This is a genomic window from Arthrospira sp. PCC 8006 (assembly GCF_046480465.1).
Taxonomy (GTDB): domain Bacteria; phylum Cyanobacteriota; class Cyanobacteriia; order Cyanobacteriales; family Microcoleaceae; genus Limnospira; species Limnospira platensis.
This window is the reverse complement of the sequence record NZ_PKGG01000020.1, coordinates 14,814-33,743: the sequence shown is the minus strand read 5'-3', so window position 1 is coordinate 33,743 and position 18,930 is coordinate 14,814. Positions and strand designations below refer to the sequence as shown.

General features: G+C 44.6%; 12 protein-coding genes and 1 riboswitch. Of the genes, 9 read left to right on the top strand and 3 right to left on the bottom strand.

All coding sequences use genetic code 11. From position 1 onward, the window contains the following. Nucleotides 1-2: 2 nt before the first annotated feature. The 3 genes from B9T16_RS05545 to B9T16_RS05535 form a co-directional block, all read right to left on the bottom strand. Nucleotides 3-1,421 (bottom strand): ABC transporter ATP-binding protein, encoded by a 1,419-nt coding sequence (locus B9T16_RS05545; protein ID WP_410244277.1) that lies wholly within the window; start codon nucleotides 1,419-1,421, stop codon nucleotides 3-5. Nucleotides 1,422-1,495: 74 nt separating this feature from the next. Beyond that, the gene (locus B9T16_RS05540; protein ID WP_006618159.1) at nucleotides 1,496-2,341 is read right to left on the bottom strand and encodes an ABC transporter permease; all 846 of its coding nucleotides are present in this window, start codon (nucleotides 2,339-2,341) and stop codon (nucleotides 1,496-1,498) included. 202 nt (nucleotides 2,342-2,543) lie between these two features. After that, complete coding sequence (locus B9T16_RS05535; protein ID WP_006618160.1) at nucleotides 2,544-2,900, bottom strand: DUF4278 domain-containing protein; 357 nt, start codon at nucleotides 2,898-2,900, stop codon at nucleotides 2,544-2,546. 40 nt (nucleotides 2,901-2,940) lie between these two features. Next, a riboswitch (Glutamine riboswitch) is annotated at nucleotides 2,941-3,032 on the bottom strand. A 468-nt stretch (nucleotides 3,033-3,500) separates the two neighbouring features. Here B9T16_RS05535 and B9T16_RS05530 point away from each other — a divergent pair. The 9 genes from B9T16_RS05530 (at nucleotide 3,501) to B9T16_RS05490 (ending at nucleotide 18,892) form a co-directional block, all read left to right on the top strand. Further along, a complete protein-coding gene (locus tag B9T16_RS05530; RefSeq protein WP_410244276.1) occupies nucleotides 3,501-6,512 on the top strand; it encodes a UPF0182 family protein in 3,012 nt (1,003 codons plus the stop codon). Between the two features lie 348 nt (nucleotides 6,513-6,860). Then, nucleotides 6,861-7,337, top strand: coding sequence for an NAD(P)H-quinone oxidoreductase subunit N (locus B9T16_RS05525; RefSeq protein ID WP_410244275.1), 477 nt, complete (start codon nucleotides 6,861-6,863; stop codon nucleotides 7,335-7,337). A 39-nt stretch (nucleotides 7,338-7,376) separates the two neighbouring features. Next, nucleotides 7,377-8,486, top strand: a complete 1,110-nt coding sequence (gene ldpA / locus B9T16_RS05520; protein ID WP_410244274.1) for a circadian clock protein LdpA — start codon at nucleotides 7,377-7,379, stop codon at nucleotides 8,484-8,486. 70 nt (nucleotides 8,487-8,556) lie between these two features. Continuing rightward, nucleotides 8,557-10,335 carry a R3H domain-containing nucleic acid-binding protein gene (locus tag B9T16_RS05515; protein WP_410244273.1) on the top strand — a complete coding sequence of 593 codons (1,779 nt, stop codon included), beginning with the start codon at nucleotides 8,557-8,559 and terminating at the stop codon, nucleotides 10,333-10,335. Between the two features lie 178 nt (nucleotides 10,336-10,513). Next, nucleotides 10,514-12,076, top strand: coding sequence for a CheR family methyltransferase (locus tag B9T16_RS05510; RefSeq protein WP_410244272.1), 1,563 nt, complete (start codon nucleotides 10,514-10,516; stop codon nucleotides 12,074-12,076). A gap of 19 nt (nucleotides 12,077-12,095) precedes the next feature. Beyond that, nucleotides 12,096-13,208, top strand: coding sequence for a chemotaxis protein CheW (locus tag B9T16_RS05505; RefSeq protein WP_410244271.1), 1,113 nt, complete (start codon nucleotides 12,096-12,098; stop codon nucleotides 13,206-13,208). A 159-nt stretch (nucleotides 13,209-13,367) separates the two neighbouring features. Then, nucleotides 13,368-14,822: a methyl-accepting chemotaxis protein gene (locus tag B9T16_RS05500; RefSeq protein WP_410244270.1), complete on the top strand. Its 1,455-nt coding sequence runs from the start codon at nucleotides 13,368-13,370 to the stop codon at nucleotides 14,820-14,822. Nucleotides 14,823-14,892: 70 nt separating this feature from the next. Further along, on the top strand, nucleotides 14,893-16,299 hold the full coding sequence (locus B9T16_RS05495) for a methyl-accepting chemotaxis protein (protein WP_410244269.1): 1,407 nt from the start codon (nucleotides 14,893-14,895) through the stop codon (nucleotides 16,297-16,299). A 28-nt stretch (nucleotides 16,300-16,327) separates the two neighbouring features. Continuing rightward, the gene (locus B9T16_RS05490; RefSeq protein WP_410244268.1) at nucleotides 16,328-18,892 is read left to right on the top strand and encodes a response regulator; all 2,565 of its coding nucleotides are present in this window, start codon (nucleotides 16,328-16,330) and stop codon (nucleotides 18,890-18,892) included. Nucleotides 18,893-18,930 lie beyond the last annotated feature (38 nt).

The window sequence follows — 18,930 nt, the reverse complement described above, 5'->3', positions numbered from 1 at the left end:
ATTTATCCCACGGATACACCGTCTAAATTTTCCCAATTAACCTTACCAGAGGTAATAGTTAGTTGTGGTTCAACCAACAGATCAACAACACCCGTACCACAGGACTCTTCGCAGGGTTGAACCCTAAACATAGCCACATCAACGCACCTATCTAAATAGGTAAATTCCCCCTCGACGATACCGGATACACCAGCATTCAAGAAATACACATCAGGAGCCAGGAGGCATTTAAACTGAAATTCTAACATAATTTTAGTTCCAGCATCAATATATTTAATTAACTGAGAGGTTGCCAAAAAAGAAGYCCCCGCCAATTCATAGCCACTAACAGTTTTAACCAACATTCCAAAGCGGACATGGGAGGCTGACTTAATAAACTCAACCTCGTAGTTATAAGTATAGGTTTGACGAGCGACCAAATGATTAACTCGCTTCCCTTTTAAAGTTCTAATATGGGGGTCTTGGATAGTTGCACCCCGACTAGGATAACGAATCAATTGGTCAGGGACTAAATTCGGGTCGTAATAGTCTCGATAATCAGGATTATGTTTAATCATCCCCTGACTCTGAGGCTGACTATGATTACCATTTTGTTGAGAGATGCTAATTACTTTATGGACTTGAGGTTGAGGAGGCAATGAGGCTTTAATCTGCTTAATTTCGGCGCGAACTTGGGCGGCGGCATCTGCATCAGCATAGATCATTTTTTGATATTTAGAAACAATCATTTTCGGGGTATGTTCTAATAACATTTCCCCCTTATCCATAAGTACCGCCGAATCGCATAACTGAATAATTGAGGGTGCCGAATGGGATACAAATAGAATAGTACCGCCCCGGTCTTGGATTTCGTGAATGCGGCTAAAACACTTACGTTGAAAGGCTTCATCTCCCACAGATAGGGCTTCATCAACAATCAAGATATCAGGGTCAACGCTAGTAGCCACAGCAAAACCCAAGCGAATATACATCCCACTGGAATAGGTTTTGACAGGTTGATCGATAAAATCGCCGATATCAGCGAAGGCGGCAATATCATCAAATTTGGTAGCAATTTCTTCAGGTGTCAATCCCAACAACTGACCATTAAAGAAAACATTTTGTCTTCCGGTAAATTCAGGATTAAATCCACTACCTAACTCTAGCAAAGCGGACACACGACCATTAACTTTAACTTCGCCATTAGTGGGGGTTAAAGTTCCCGCAATAATTTGTAGGAGGGTGCTTTTCCCTGACCCATTTCTGCCGACAATTCCGAGAGTTTGACCCCGAAAAACTTGTAGGTTGATATCTTGTAGGGCCCAAAAATTTTCAGCCAGACTGGTTCTAGGCCAAAACATCTCTTTGAGGCGATCTACGGGATGTTTATACCGCTTAAAACATTTGGAAACTTGATTGACGGAAATTGCAATATCAGTCATGGATTCTGATTGAGGATTAGGCTATCAATGGTAAGGTGGCGAACAGTGAAAACTCCGAACAGTAAATATCTGGTCTAAAGCACATCAGCAAAGGCAGGACGTAAGCGCCGATAGACTCCTAAGCCGATAGAGAAAATCACAATGGATACGGCTGTAGCCACGGCTAATTCTCCCCCATGTTGGACAGTTCCCACTAGGACTAGATCTCGATAACTTTCAGCGATCGCCGTAACCGGGTTCAGCCAAAACACCCACACCCGCCACCCTTCAGGGATTTTGCTGGCTGGGTAAACAATTGGCGTTACATAAAACCACAAATTGAGAATCACCCCCAAAGTTTGTGGGATGTCTCGCAGAAAGACTGTCAGCGCCGCCGTTAAATATCCTAAGCCAGCAGTTAACAGCAGTTGTGGGACCCAAATCATCGGTAGTAGCCAGAGGGTTTGGTGAAGGCCTTGATAGGAGAAGCCCACAAATACAATCAACACCGCTAAACCAAAGGTACTTTCAATAAAAGCCGACAAAATTGGCACCAGTGGTAACAATCCCAGGGGAAAGACCACTTTTTTGACCAGATTAGTTTGTCCAATCACAGAAGTAGCCGCCTGGGTCAAGCCATTGATAAATGCAAACCAAGGAATTAGACCAGCAAACAGCCACAGTCCAAAAGTCAGTTTACTGTCCTCTGGCATTCCTGTAATGCTGAGTTTAACCTGCAAAACAATAGAGAAAACATAGGTATAGATGAGCAGTTGCGCCAACTGATTGAGTAAAGGCCAGAGGTTTCCCAGAATAGACCCTTTGTATCGCGCCTCTAGGTCCCGTTGTACAAGGGTAGCGAGTAGGTTGAGTTTTGTGCGCCATTGACTATAGACAACTGGATATCTCCCCCCCCAAACTCTGTGTACAACACCTTTCATTGACCTAAGCAATTTTTTGTCCCTCGTCCACTACACACACCACAGCCAAATATCTTATTAGAGACAATGGTTTGAGGACAAGTGTGCCACATTCGGTGTCTTGATTGCTAGTCCCAGGGCGTTAATAGGGTAGTCGATCGCCAAAAAAAACACCCCAACAGGGGTGCATTAACGTATTTATTGATGGCTAATCAGATATTATTTACCAAGCCGGGTTATAGATTTCGGCGCTGTTGCTATCTAACCCAACCTGATCAGCCAGACGGTTAAACATTGATTTTTCCCGTTTCCAGGTTGACCGTTGCTGCTTGAGGATTAACTCCCGAGAGCGATCGGCTACTGACAGCGGAGTTTGAGAAGGTGTCGCCACTGCTTCCGGGTTATTGGAATATTTCACTCCACGATAAGTCAGGTTATGGCTAGGTTGCAGAACAGGTGCTTTTTTCAAGTTACGGAAGCGCCAGTCTTGACCACGATACTTGCCACCTACTTGGCCAACTGTGGTTTCAACGGATTCGGTATTTTGGCTGTAGCTAACGCCGCGATATGTAAGTCCCATGATTTTCGCCTCTCTTGTTCAAAATTGGTTAACTTAGTGAGGCGCGTTCCTTCGGGATTACTCCCTACTTCCGTCTCCCCTCCTCTGAACTTATGGGCTCGAAAACCCTTAGAGCGAAAAGAGATGAACGATTTGTTTTTGTTTCTGTATCTATTGTTACCGTTTCCCAAATAAATGTCAAGGGTCTATGGGATTTCTTTAGAAAATTTTAATAATTTTGCTAAATACCCCCAAAAGGGGTAGAGACAAGGCCAGCCTTGTCTCCGAGGGGTTTGAGAGGTGGTGGGTTCCTAATGAGCGGAACCGTTACCATGATAGTCGTCGCTGTCGTAGAAGCCGTTTTGTGTGCCGAAGAATATGCAGGCGATGCTAAACACCACGCTTAACCCGACTAAAATTAACTTGATATCCATATTTAAGGTATCCCTCCCGATAAATTTACCAGCGATTAGGATTGTAAACGGTTCTGAGTGAAACCGTGTTGCTACCTCCATAAATTAGGGCCAATTATGGTTTTGACCCCAAAAAGCGATCGCCTTCGACGCGATCGACTCCAGACACTAAAATGGTCAACAGTACAAATTTAACCTACTCCATTCCATGATATCCAAAAACTGGATCCTAAAAGCGCTTCTGTTCCTGTTCGGCGCATGGTTGATATTTGATATGATCACCTGGGTCATCGCCGAATACCTATGGTTTGATGAAGTTGGCTATTTATCCGTATTCAGGCGACGACTGCTAACCCAAGTAGGATTATGGGTCCTAGGGGTAGGTTTGAGTGCAGCCTTTCTATTCTTCAATTTGGCTATTGCTGACAAATTTCGCACTCGTGCCGCCATTAAATCTTACCATCGATTTGAGGATGCCCTATTTTCACCGCCTCCCCCTAGTCCGCCCCCAGCCTTAAATTTGCCATGGCTGTCTTTTCTGGTAATTGGGCCAACTATGTTCATGGTGGTGATGATACTCCACTATGGCCATGAGTTTATTACAGATTTCAACATCAGCCTAGAGCAGGATTTGGTTGTTCCTTTGCTACCCCGTCGGTTTGATTTTGCCGTAGTTTGGGAAATGATCACTCAGCAACCTATCCAATGGTGGCAAATTGCCATGAGTTTGGCTCTGACTATAGCAGTGATAATTAAACCACAACTTTCTCTCAGTGCGATCGCTGTATTTTTTAGCCTCGGTTTTGGTTGGGTTCTTTCCAGTCACTGGATTAATGTACTGGGATTTTTCTACCCCACCGATTTTCAGATTACAGAAGGTCTCTTTAACAAAGATATTGGTTTTTATATTTTTATCCTCTCCGCCATTGACTTAGTAGAATTTTGGCTATTCGGTCTATTTCTGTTAACCCTAATTTCCTGCTCCTTAATTTATCTCCTCTCCGGTGATAGCTTTAACCAAGGAAAATTTCCCGGATTTTCTCGGTTTCAGCAGCGCCACTTACATGGGTTGGCTGGTGTCTTCATGCTATCTATGGCTCTGCGATATTGGTTAAATCGATATGAGTTATTATATTCAGAACGCGGGGTCGTATTTGGGGCTGGCTATACCGATGTTAACGTAGCTGAACCAGCTTATTACCTGATGTTTTTCATTAGTATATTATTTGCACTGTTTCTATTCTGGCAGGCCTTCTTTTCCGTAGAAGTTATTAAACCTTATGTCGAGTTTTTCTTGAAAAATATGGGCTTGCGTCGTCGGCGATCGCAGCCTAAACGCTATGCCAAATTATTCGCGGATAGCTATTCTTTGAGGGCAATTTTATCTGTATATATTTTAATGGGATTTTGTGCCAATGTTTGGTTGCCGGAGATTGTGCAAAGGGTCATAGTTCAGCCTAACGAATTAGAGCGAGAATTGCCCTTTATGGAACGCAATATTCAATTTACCCAACAGGGTTTTAATCTCGACAATATTGAGATTGAAACCTTTGACCCAGACGCTGAACTCAGCCTTGCTGACCTCGAAAGAAATTCTCTCACCATTGACAATATTCGGCTGTGGGACCAGCGACCCCTATTACAAACTAATCGTCAACTCCAGCAAATTCGACCTTATTATGAATTTCTGGATGCTGCAATTGACCGCTATACTTTGCTGAAACCAGAAGAGGAACAAACACCAGATAATCGTACTCAAAAACAACAGGTGATTATTGCAGGAAGGGAATTAGACTATCAGCTAGTCCCCGAAAAAGCGCAAACTTGGATTAATCAACACCTCGTCTATACCCACGGTTATGGATTTACCCTATCGCCAGTTAACAAAGTAGCTGAAGGAGGACTACCCAAATATTTTATTAAAAATATCGGTCCTGCGCCTCGGTTTAACTCAGATACTACCCTAGAAGTTGATCCTCGCGTTGAAGATAGTATCCCTATCGGAAAGCCTCGCATTTATTACGGTCAACTCACTAATACCAATGTCATGACTGGTACTAAGGTTTTGGAGTTTGACTTTCCCTCCGGTGATGAAAATGTCTATAATACCTATAGCGGTGATGGGGGTATCCTGATTAACTCCCTATGGCGGCGGTTACTATTTGCTAAGTATTTAAAAAACTGGCAAATGATTTTTACCCGGAACTTTTTGCCGGAAACTAAAGTCCTATTTCGTCGTCAAATTCCACAGCGAGTTAAAGCGATCGCTCCTTTTTTACGATATGATAAAAACCCTTATTTGGTAGCCGCAGATAGCAGCCTAGGTCAAGATGTGGTTCCCGAAAATGCACAGGATGGCAAATATCTCTATTGGATTTTAGATGCTTACACCACCAGCAGTCGCTACCCCTATTCCGACCCAGAAGATGGCGAATTTAACTACATTCGCAACTCAGTTAAAGTCGTAATTGATGCCTATAATGGCTCCATTAAATTCTACTATCTCAGTGAACCCAGAGACCCGCTGTTAATCACTTTGCGCCAAATTTTCCCCGATTTATTTGAACCCATCGAAAATATGCCCCAATCTTTGTATCAGCATATTCGATACCCCCAAGATTTATTTACGGTGCAATCAGAACGCCTATTAACTTACCATATGCAGGATCCTAGGGTGTTCTATAACCGGGAAGATGTCTGGCGCATTCCCACCGAAATTTATGGCGGTCAAACTCAACGAGTTGCGCCTTATTATTTGATTATGAAACTACCCACAGAAGCCATGGCAGAGTTTATTCTGTTGCAGCCATTTACTCCCGCTAGTCGCCTCAATTTAATTGCTTGGTTAGCGGCGCGATCAGACTCTCCCCAATATGGCAAACTGTTATTATATCAGTTTCCTAAGCAGCGATTAGTATTTGGACCTGAACAGGTAGAGGCACTAATTAACCAAGAACCCCGAATATCTGAGCAGATCTCACTGTGGAATCGTCAAGGCTCCCGCGTGCTTCAGGGTAATTTATTAGTAATTCCCATTGAACAGTCTTTGTTGTATGTAGAACCCATTTATCTCGAGGCGACTGATAATAGTTTACCTACTCTAGTCAGGGTCATTGTTGCCTATGAAAATCGAATTGTCATGCGTCCGACTTTAGATGAATCTCTGCANGCTNTTTTTGATGCTGACCCCATTGAACCCGCCATTATAGTTCCCAATTGATATTGAACAATGGATAATTAACAACAATTAATACAGCTTGTTCAGAAATCGTGCTAAACATTACCCTCACCCTAAATCTGGATCCCAGGGGGGGAGAGGGACTTTGACAGCCTATTGCATGATTACTGAAAAGGCCGTAATAAATAATGAATTGCGGGGTAGGGAGGCGAGGTTGATAATTATTAATTATTAATTATTAATTATTAATTATTAATTGCCGGTTGGGGAGGCGAGGTTATAGAAGAACCCGCCCCTACAATGATCAATTGTGTGGCCGGAAGGTTGCCCGATCGCCTAAATCTGGTAAATTTAAGGTAACAGTTGAGCAAACAGACAGTAATTGAACCTATGGCACTGATTACAACGGGTGGGAAACTAATTCGAGATTTGGAGTCGGAAGGAGCTTTAGCCCTTTATGTTCCCTTGGAGGGAGGATTTGAGGGACGTTACCGCCGCCGTCTCAGAATAGCCGGTTATACTACCTATAGCTTATCGGCAAGGGGATTAGGTGACTTGGCGGCGTACTTGTTGGGGGTTCATGGTGTCCGACCAGCTCACCTAGGGAAAAAAAGCAGCGGTAATGATGCGGCGGTGGGAGACATTTATTATATTCCTCCGGTGGTCAACTATCAGTTAGAAAATCTGCCCCCCAACTCGAAGGGATTAGTATTATGGATCATAGAAGGGCATATTTTGTCAAGCCAAGAGGTGGATTTTCTCAGTCGCTTACCGAGCCTCGAACCTCGGGTTAAAATTGCTATAGAGATGGGAGGCGATCGCCAATTTAGCTGGAAACCTTTAAAAAATGCGATCGCCGTTGCGTAAGCGCCAACCATTTCCTGCAGCTATGTAAACATAGAAAATGTGATCACTATTGATTCCCCCCTAACATCACTGAAAACAGGTCGCTGGTTCAAACTCATTTGCGGAGCCAGTTACCAGCACCTGCCATCAGTTCGCCATCTAGCCTTAGCTTATACCCTAGCGGGGGCGGACTGCATTGATGTGGCGGCGGACCCGGCGGTGATTAAAGCTACCCTCGAAGCGATCGCCATAGCTGCTGACTTAGGAGATAGAGCCCGTCGCCGAGGTTTTGGCTATGGAGGGAGACCGTGGTTAATGGTCAGCCTCAACGACGGAGAAGATCCCCATTTTCGGAAAGCCGAATTTGAAGCTACAGCCTGTCCAACCAATTGTCCCCGTCCCTGTGAAAGCATTTGTCCGGCCGGGGCGATCGCCTTTAGCGACCTACAAGCTGGCGTTATAGATGAACTATGCTATGGCTGTGGTCGGTGTATACCCGTTTGTCCATCAAATTTGATCGGGGCTCGGTCCTATGTATTTAGCCCAGAAGCCGTTGCGCCGCTGGTGTTTCAAACCGGAGTAGATGCCATCGAAATCCATACCCAAAGCGATCGCGAAGCCGACTTCCGTCGCCTGTGGCATCATATTCAGCCCTGGATACACCAACTCAAAGCGATCGCCATTAGCTGTCCCAACAGCCCCGATCTAMTCGATTATTTGCGGAGTCTCCATCAGCTAATCACTCCCCTACCCTCAACCACCGCCTTAATTTGGCAAACCGACGGTAGACCCATGAGTGGCGACATAGGTAGTGGCACCACCAGAGCCAGCATTCAACTGAGCCAAAAGGTCTTATCCGCCCAACTACCAGGATATGTGCAACTAGCAGGAGGCACAAACGATTATACTGTAGCCAAACTGCGATCGCTAAAACTTCTCCCCGATGAGGGAACCGAGAAAAACTCCACTTCCCCAAAAGTCGCCGGAGTCGCCTATGGTAGCTATGCTCGCACCTTACTTTCCCCCATTTTAGAATCCCTAGAATCTCCTAATCAGGAATCTGACCCCCTAGAAATGTCAAAAATCACTCAATTAGAAACCCAAGCAGACCTACTATGGAAAGCCGTTAACCTAGCAAGTTCCCTGGTTTCCCAAATCAAAGGATTTTGAGGTTTCCGTACTCAAATCCCTCAACCAGTTCTCACCCACCCTATTGATTGAACACTTCAACCTGAGAAGTATGCAGATCACAGACGACCTTAACAGATTGCTTGATATTGTTCCCCCAACAGTCCGAAAAAACCTGATCAACCACCCAGAACGCGAATGTTTGATTGAAATAGTCATGGATTTGGGTCGTCTCCCAGAGGCTCGTTTTCCCAGCAATGCCGAATACCTATCCCAACAGCCTGTTACCTGGGATGACCTGAGCCATTGCATATCCCGCATTGGTGAGTTTAGCGGTGACAACCGAGCCGGCATTGAAAAAACCTTACACCGGATTAGTGCCATTCGCAACCGCACCGGGAAAGTTATCGGCTTAACCTGTCGAGTCGGTCGCGCCGTTTTTGGCAAAATCGGCATGATCCGAGACTTGGTAGAAACCGGAGGCTCAATTTTGATGCTAGGTCGTCCTGGTGTCGGCAAAACTACTGCCCTGCGAGAAATTGCCCGCGTCCTAGCTGATGAACTCCATAAACGGGTCGTAATTATCGATACATCTAACGAAATTGCCGGGGATGGAGATATTCCACACCCCGCCATTGGACGAGCCAGACGTATGCAGGTAGCCAGTCCAGAACTGCAACATCAGGTCATGATCGAGGCGGTGGAAAACCATATGCCGGAAGTGATTGTCATTGACGAAATCGGCACAGAATTGGAAGCCCTCGCCGCCCGCACGATTTCCGAGCGGGGTGTGCAATTAATCGGAACCGCCCACGGGAACCGCATCGAAAACCTGATGAAGAACCCCACTTTAGCAGATCTGATTGGCGGAATTCAAGCGGTGACTTTGGGGGATGATGAGGCACGGCGGCGGGGTTCCCAAAAAACCGTTTTGGAACGTAAGGCTCCCCCAACTTTTGATATTGCCATAGAAATGTTGGAACGGGAACGTTGGGTGGTGCATGAGTCTGTATCAACTACCGTTGATGGTTTGCTGCGGGGAATGCAGCCGACTTTACAGGTCAGACAAATGAACGATCGCGGTGAAGTGACTGTTACCCAAGAACGTTATAGCACCCCCGCCGCTCGTAATGCTGTGCCTGCTGGTTCATCCACTGGTTCATCCCGACCCTTACCCCCTTTGTCTGCACCCGGTTTGGGGGGTCTGCGGGCTTCGGGGAAAATGATGCCACTTCCCACTAGCACTACTGTTCGCTCTGGGTCTGTGCCGGAAAAGCAACCCGCCACCCAGGAATTTGAACAGTTGCTAAATGCCTCCTTTGATAGTCAAGGATTGGGGGATGACAATGCTTTGGATCTGGGGGATAATGGATTTAATGAGGATGATTTGCCTCTGCATATCTATCCTTATGCGATCGCTCGCTATCAGATTGAGCAGGTGATTCGCACCCTGATGTTGCCTGTGGTGGTGACTAAGGATATTGATGGTGCTGATGCGGTCTTGGCTTTGCGATCGCATATTCGCAATCAGTCCAAGCTGCGACAAATGGCAAAGAACCGCCATATACCCATTCACACCGTTAAATCTGGCAGTCCCCCTCAGATTGCTAAGGCTCTGCATCGGTTACTACACAGGTCAGATCCTAGCACTCCAGAAGTTCCTGATCTCAGTCTGTTTGCTTCGGGGAATTCCTCTGATGAACTCGAAGCCTTAGAGGAAGCCAGACTAGCGGTAGAGGAAATTGTCATTCCCAAGGGTCAACCTGTCGAACTTTTACCTCGTTCCCCAAAAGTGCGAAAAATGCAGCATGAACTGGTGGAACACTATCGCCTGAAATCTAACAGTTTCGGCGAAGAACCCAACCGCCGGATCAGGATTTATCCAGCATAGCAAATACATCATTACCTAGGGGCAGCCTGTTCGGGTTGCCTCGGTTTATAATACCTGCTCAAAATATAGTCATTTTCCCTTTCAACTTTACCAAGTTTAAACGGGAATAATTAACTCTCCACTGTTCCCTCTTGCCTTTGAGCCTGTTGTGTGGGCAAATAACTTAACTTGATGGTCAATGATTCAACAGCTTATTCAACTAATTACTACCATGACCGGGCTACATATTCGGCCCCAGGATTATGGGACATTCTCGCAAAAAATTTGGCGACGGGTTCAGCAACTGCATCTTTCCAGTTTGAATGAATACTATCATTTACTAACGGCGGCTAATATCGAGAGTAGAACCGAATGGTCGGAATTAATGCCCTTGTTAACCACCACCGAAACCTACTTTTTTCGCGATCGCGGTCAGTTTAAGTTATTGCGTGAGGTGATAGTACCTGAATTGATTGCCGCCCGAAAATCCTCTAAGACTCTGCGTTTGTGGAGTGCTGGATGTTCCACCGGGGAAGAAGCCTACTCTTTAGCCATTTTAGTGCAACAGTTGCTCCCAGACTGGCAAAATTGGTTAATTGAGATTATCGGCACTGATGTTAATGAAGTAGCCCTTCAACGGGCTAGAGATGGGGTATATAGCCATTGGTCTTTTCGCATGGTTGACCCCGAGGTGCAAAGTAAATATTTCTATCCCCAAGGACAGAATTGGTTAGTTAATCGCCCCGCCAAAAGTATGGTTAGGTTCCTGAAACTTAACTTGGTGAGTGATAATTGTATCAATGCGATCGCCAGTCTGGGTAAAATAGATTTGATTTTATGTAGAAATGTTTTTGTTTATTTCGAGAAGCCTTATATTGTACAAGTTCTGAGAAAATTCTATCAGGTACTTAGACCCGGTGGCTATATGATGACAGCCCATGCAGAAATTCAGGGATTATTGCTAGATGAGTTTAAAGCCCACGTTTTTCCAGAGTCCGTGATTTATCAACGGGAAAAACCGACCCGAAATCTGCCTGTATCCTCCCCCAATGACTCCCTAAACCATCAAAGCCAGCCTTTACCCCCGTTACGAAATACGCCCTATTATACCCCCAACGGTAGCCGTTTATCCTCCCCTTCTCAACCTCCGGCAAATCATGGTCAAAATCACCAACGGAATCATCTCTCAACTTTATCTATTGTACCGCCACCAGTTGCCTCGATACCCACCGCATCAGAACAGGCGATCGCCATTAGTCAAAGCCTGGAAGAAGCCCAAAAGCTAATCAACCAAAAAGCCTATAATGAAGCCCTCAAAAAAGTTCAAGAATTTGTGGCTAATCATCCCCACAATTTTGATGCTCATTATCTAATGGCGCAAATTCATGCTAATAGCGGACAGCATGATGCGGCGATTGTGAATTGCCAAAAAGCCTTAGAAATCAATTCCTTGTCCATTGATCCTTATTATATTTTGTTGCACATTTCCCAGGAAAAAGGCGACTGGGAAACGGCGAAAATTTTTGCCAAAAGAATCATCTATTTATCAGATGTTTCTGCCTCGTCAATTTGCGCTCATATGGAGTTGGCGACTGTCCATGAAAGGGAAGGAAATTTGTTGAAAGCCAAAAAACTTTACTTAACAGCACTATCCCTGTTAAATACAATTTCTGACCAGAGTCCTGTTCCCTATTTGGGGAAAATTTCCGCCGGAGAATTAAAGGCTTATCTCCAACAAAAATTAAATCTGATTCTGTATTAATAAATAAGGTACTGTCATCATGGAAATCAAACCTTATCTCATGTTTAAGTTGGGAGGATTGACTTATGGTGTAGATGGCTTGTTAGTGCAAGAGATTTTCTCCTTACCTGAACTCAACCCCATTGTCGAAGCCGCCCCCGAATTAGTAGGGATTCTGAATTTACGCAGTGAATTCTTATCAATCATTGACTTAAATATTCATTTTGGACTGGAAAATGCAGCGAATTCTTATGTAATTGATGATGTAATTATTGTGCTAAGATTAGGTGAGGAAAAGTTAGGAATTTTGGTAAATGAAGTTTGCGAAGTGCAGATGATTGCTACCGAAGATATTACCAGGAATCTCCCCTATAGCGTGATGGTAAACCTACCACCTCAGTCGAGATCGAGAACTCATGATCATGCGATCGCTGGATATGCCGAAATTGAAGATCAGATTATTATGATCTTAGCTCCTGAATCCTTACGGGATAAGATTATCTCTGACAGCAGCGCCCTGATCTCAGATAGCAAGAATGATCATCGAGATGACCATGATTATCCAGTCACCAGAAACCGTAAAATTCCCGTTTTTTGTCCCGACTCAACACCACAAGAAAGGCAGATTTTTCGGGAACGTGCCGATAATTTGAGGCGCAAGACCGAGAAAGATGAGTTATCCGGGTTGATGTCCTTGGTTGTGATTGGTTTAAATGGTGAATACTTTGGCGTAAATCTCCCCATTATTCGGGAATTTACCGATATTCATAATGTTACCCCTATTCCTTGCACCCCCCCTCATATTGTTGGTAATATGAACCTGCGGGGTGAGATTGTCACCTTAGTTGATATTAGGGGAATTTTGGGTTTACCAATGGATATTAACGGTAGTTCCCAAAAGGCGGCGATCGTCCAAGTGGGTGAAGTAGTCGCCGGAATTATTGTTAATGATATTTTTGATGTCACCTATCTAAACCCCTCCGCAATTAAGCCAGTTCCCGCCGCTGTTCATTCTACCCAAGATGAATATTTACGGGGGACAGCAATTTATCGCGATCGCCAAAATCCCGAAGCACAAAACCGGATGATGAGTTTATTAGACCTCGAGAAAATCCTAGTCCAAGAAACCCTGGTAGTTAATGAAGAAATATAAACCAATTGTTAACTAATTATAAAAACTCTATCCTTTGGCATATTCCCAAGTAAAATAGTAGTTATAATCACGATTTAACCTTTTTTTTCAGACTAGCAAACGTTGCCAACCCTCGCCTATTCTAGACACCAATGCCAATGAGCGCATATTTTTACTAACATGATGAAACGATTAACCACCAAACTTTACTGCGGTTTCTTCCTGATACCCGCCACAGTCATCCTAGCTATAAGTAGCTATTCGGTTTTTTCATTCTGGCGCATAGATTCGCGCATTGGCACTATCTATGATGATCGAGTCATACCCCTTCAGCAAATCAAAAATATCTCCGATGCCTATGCGATTGAAATAATTGATGCTGTCAATAAAGCCAACAGTGGCCTAATCACCACCAGTGCCGCATTAAATACTGTTAATCTTGCCATAGAAACAATTAGCACCAACTGGGAAAGTTATAAAAATACCCAATTAACATTAGAAGAGAGAGAAATCGCCAACGAAATTGACCGATTATTTGTTCCTGCCCAGACTCGCATTACCGAACTGCAACAAACACTAATAAGAGGCAATCCCGAAGACTTAGCCGCCTTTGATGGACCGTTATATGATGTCATAGACCCCCTCACCGAGAGGCTTCAGAGGTTAATTGATTTACAACTGCGGGTAGCTTCAGCGGAAAGGGAGAAAGCTCGTGCCGTATTAAATGAAACCCTGTTATTATTTGGATTATTAATCTTACTTGCCATAGTAATCGCCTCTCCCCTAGGTTACTTTTTAAGCCAGTCTATTGCTAATACCTTTAAACAAACTATTAGAGCCATTTCAGATAGTTCCACAGAAATTGCTGTTGCCACAGAACAACACGAACGCATTGCCACAGAACAAGCCGCAGCAGTTAGTGAAACCACCTCCACCATGGATGAATTAGGAGCCTCCTCCCAAGCAGCTACCCAACAAGCAGAAGCGGCTGTCACCGGAGCTAAAAAGGCTTTATCCATGTCCGAAAGTGGTCAAACCGCAGTTAATAGCACCTTAGAAGGTATGGCAAACCTCCAAGATAAAGTGGAGGGAATAGCCCAACAAATTCTCCGCCTCAGTGAACAGACCAATCAAATTGGTAATATCTCCCAATTAGTCGCTGATTTGGCTAATCAAACCAATATGTTAGCCCTGAATGCGGCTGTTGAAGCGGTACGAGCCGGAGAACATGGTCGCGGATTTGGGGTGGTTGCTACCGAAATTCGCAAACTGGCTGATGAGAGTCAGAAATCCGCCCAAAAAATCGGTACTTTAGTTTCGGATATTCAGACAGCGATTAATTCCACAGTGATGGTCACAGAAGAGGGGACTAAAACAGTTCGCTCCAATGTTGATGTGGCGCAAAGAACTGCCCAAGCCTTTTTAGGTGTGAAAGAATCGGTGAATGATGTGGTTGTGAATAATCAACAAATCTCTCTCAATATTAAGCAACAAACCCTGGCTATTAACCAAGTTTTGGAAGCCATGAATTCCCTCAAACAGGGGGCAAACGAAACCGCCAATGGTATCGGACAAACCAAAAGAGGCATGGAACAGCTCAAACATATAGCCGAAGAACTGGAATCCATTATTTAGGGATAATTTTGGGGGTCATAAAACCATGGATATTCAGGGAAAATTATAGAAAATTTAGGAGTCAGGAAAAATGCTGATGTTTAAAAAGCTAAGATACTGGGTTATTGGAGGATATACTATTCCGATATTCCTGATGATTGTGAGTGCTACGGTGGTTTCAGTTAACGTAGGTCGGGTGCAAATAGAATCGCAGCAACTCGAGTTGTCTCGTCAAATAGCTCGAGATGTTGCTAATGTCTCCATAAATCTTCAGGCTATGTCCAGAACCCTGAGAGGCTATCTGATTGATAACAATCCTACATCTATAAATAGCTGGAATGAAGCCAAAAATAGTGTAAATGAAAGCATCAGTTTGTTAAGCCAAATTATGACTGATGAACAGCAACTTAAAACCATGGAGGAAATTAGGAAACAGTATAATGATTTAGACGAATTTCATAGCGATATCATTCAAATCATAGCCAACGGCGAACCTGAAGCAGCTCGTCAAGCCTGGATAGCAAATGGCATAGGAGTGAGAATTGCTGAGGATGTTGCTAAGTTAATTGAGCAGATGAATAGTCGAGAACAGGAACTGGTGGGGTTGAACGTAGCAAGCCAAACCCAGGCTCTGAATAATCTTTTAACATCGGTATGGGTTAGTATTGGTATAGCGATTATCATTTCGATTATTTTAGGAAGTTGGATTATTGCTACTATTGTCCAAAAAATTACCCAGGAAGCCAATAACATCGCCCTAGCAGCTACGGAGATTTCTACTACTATTGAAGAACAGGAACGTGTGGCTGTTCAGCAGGCTGCTTCTGTGAATGAAACTACCACGAGTATGGATGAGTTGGGGGCTTCCTCCCGTCAGTGTGCTGAACAGGCTTCTGCTGCGTCTTCGGGAGCGCGTCAGGTGCTGGCTTTGGCGGGAAATAACCGCCAAGAAGATACTTATGATGGTAGTCCGAGTTTGCGGGAAAAAATGTCACAGGTTCAGGCTCAAATCCTGCGTTTGAGTGAAAACCTCGGCCAGATATATAATATTACTAATTTGGTTAGTGATTTAGCTAATCAAACTAATATGCTGGCTTTGAATGCTTCGGTGGAAGCGGTGAGAGCGGGGGAACATGGTAAGGGTTTTGGGGTGGTGGCTAGTGAAATCCGCAAATTAGCAGATCAGAGTCGCAAGTCGGCGGAAAAAATTGGCTCTCTAATTACGGATATTCAAAATTCGACTAATTCGACTGTGATAGTAACGGAAGAGGGGACTAAGGCTGTGGAAAAAATTATCGCTTCTATTAATGATGTGGCGGTGAATATTCAGCAAATTTCTCTGAATACTAAACAACAGGCGATGGCGGTAGAGCAGGTAATTGATGCGATGAATAGCCTAAATACTGCTGCTCAAGAAACGGCTAACGGTCTAGCTCAAAGTCGTTCTGGTACTGAACAACTTAATAATACGGCGATCGGGTTAAAAAATCTGGTTTAGGAATGGTTGATGGCTAGGAGAAATTACCATGATTGAAGATGATGAATTGCGGGAAGTCTTTAAAATTGCCAGTGAGGAACATTTACAAAAACTTGATGATGGTTTTTTGTACCTAGAACAAAACCCTAATGATAGGACGAAAATAGATGAACTGCTGCGGGAAGCGCACAGTTTAAAGGGAGATGCGGGAATGCTGGGGGTTAAGGATGTTTCTACGCTGGCTCACCAACTCGAACACCTGTTAGGGGCTATAAATAGGGGAGAGGATACGTTTTCCCATCAAATGAGCGATCGCATGGCCCATGGACTGGATGCAATTCGGAAACTGGTAAAAGAAGCGGTTACTGGGGAACCTTCGGGGATTAACGCTTTTTATGTGTTAGCGAATTTAATGGGGGCTAGGGCTGAAGGGGAAATTGCGCGACCCACAGAGGTGGGAACCCCTGCTGTAGCTGATTCTGATAAGTCTTCTGATGAGAACCTGACAGCACCAACGACGGAAGAAGGGGACCAGGAGGAGGCGGAAAGCACCCCAGAAACCCAAGAAACTGAGACCCCAGAAGATAGTGTAACGGAGGGTGAGCATCACCCAGAGAACGCGGAACCAGGGGATAGTCCTACTGTTGAATTAGAAAAGCCAGCGCCTTCTAGTCCTACGGTTACGCCTATTTCGACCTATAAAATTGAGACAATTCGGGTGGCTACGCGAAACTTAGATGCTCTGATGACTCAAACGGGAGAGTTGACGGTAACCAAAATTCGCATTGCTCATAGGTTAGCAGAAATTGAGGAAATAACTAACCTATTAGAGGAGTGGAGTCGGGATGCTTTTATCAATAGGTTTGCTCTCCATGACCTGGAAGCTAGGGAGGGTTTATCTCATGGTAGGGGTACTATGGGACAATTACAAAGTTACCACCAAAGAACAGGCGATCGCCTAGAGATTCTTAGCACATTAGTCAATCAGCTAAGAACTTCCATATATGAAGATATGGCTCGTCTGGATTTAATTTCTGACGAACTAGAAGAGGGAGTCCGTACCCTGCGACTGTTACCCCTATCGACGATATTTAACCTATTTCCGCGCATGGTGCGAGATTTAGCGAGGGAACAGAAGAAACAGGTACAATTGATAATTGAGGGGGGCGAAACTAGGGCGGACAAACGCATCCTAGAGGAGATGAAAGACCCCCTAATGCACATTCTGCGTAATGCTATTGATCATGGCATAGAAACTGCGGCCGAACGTGCGACGAGAGCCAAACCACCCCAGGCTACTATCCGGTTACGGGGATATCAAACGGCTACCAGTGTGGTGATTGAGGTTAGCGATGATGGCCGAGGTTTAGATATTGAGCAAATTAAACAAACGGCGATTAAACGGGGAATTTGTCAGCCAGAAGAATTGGTGGGAATGACTATCCAACAAATTCAAGCCCTGATTTTTACTCCCGGTTTTTCTACCCGGAAATCGGTGACGGAGGTTTCGGGGCGGGGTGTGGGTATGGATGTGGTTCGCACTAATGTGGAACACCTGAAGGGGACGATTAATGTTGATTCGACTTCGGGAAGGGGCTCTACTTTCCGCATTCAATTGGGAACTACGCTGGCTACAGCCCATGTGTTGATTGTGGCGGTTGATAGCATTTCCTATGCGATTCCTGTAGAGTATGTGCAAACTACGCTATTGGTGGATGATACGGATATTTTTGCCATTGAGGGTCGAGATACGATTCTGTTTGATGACCAACCTGTGTCGGTGATGTGTTTAGTGGACTTGCTGGAAGTGAAATCTAGCCGTAATGCTATCATCGGTTGGAACAATGACCGGGGTAAGTCTAAGGGAGAGGGGTCTCAACGAGAAACACCAAGGGATATGGTATCGGTCCGGCTGAGGGAAAATCTCATACCTACGGAAATGAATAATGAGGTTAATTCCAATCAATCTCACCAATCGAAGGCTAAATCTTGTATAATTCTGAGGATGGGGGAAAATCGCCTAGGCTTATTCGTTGATAGCCTGATTGATGAACAAGATGTTGTCCTCAAACCTCAAAGCCAACTCCTGCGACGAGTCAGGAATGTGGCTGGGGCGACTATTTTGGGGACTGGGGAAGTGTGTATGGTGCTTAATCCCCAGGATATGATTCGCTCGGTGCGGAAAAATTGGAAGTCCTCGACTCCTATTAATCTTTCTGATTCGGATGAGTTGGATTTAGAAAGCGATCGCCCATCTGTTATTCTATTAGTTGAGGACTCTATTGCCACCCGCACTCAAGAAAAGCGTATTTTAGAAGCAGCAGGTTATGAGGTGGTTACAGCAGTCGATGGACTAGATGGATTAAACAAACTCAAAACTCGCTCCTTTGATGCGGTAATCTCCGACATCCAAATGCCTAATTTAGATGGTTTGGGATTAACTGCTAAAATCCGCGAACATCAAGAATACAGCGAGTTACCAATTATTCTGGTGACATCTCTTGCTTCTGATGACGATAAACGCAGGGGTGCTGAAGCGGGAGCTAATGCCTACATCACTAAAGGCTCATTTAACCAGGATGTCCTCCTGCAAACTCTCAGCCGATTAGTTTGACTGCATTACAGGAGTTGATTTATGGGTCGGGCTGGTGA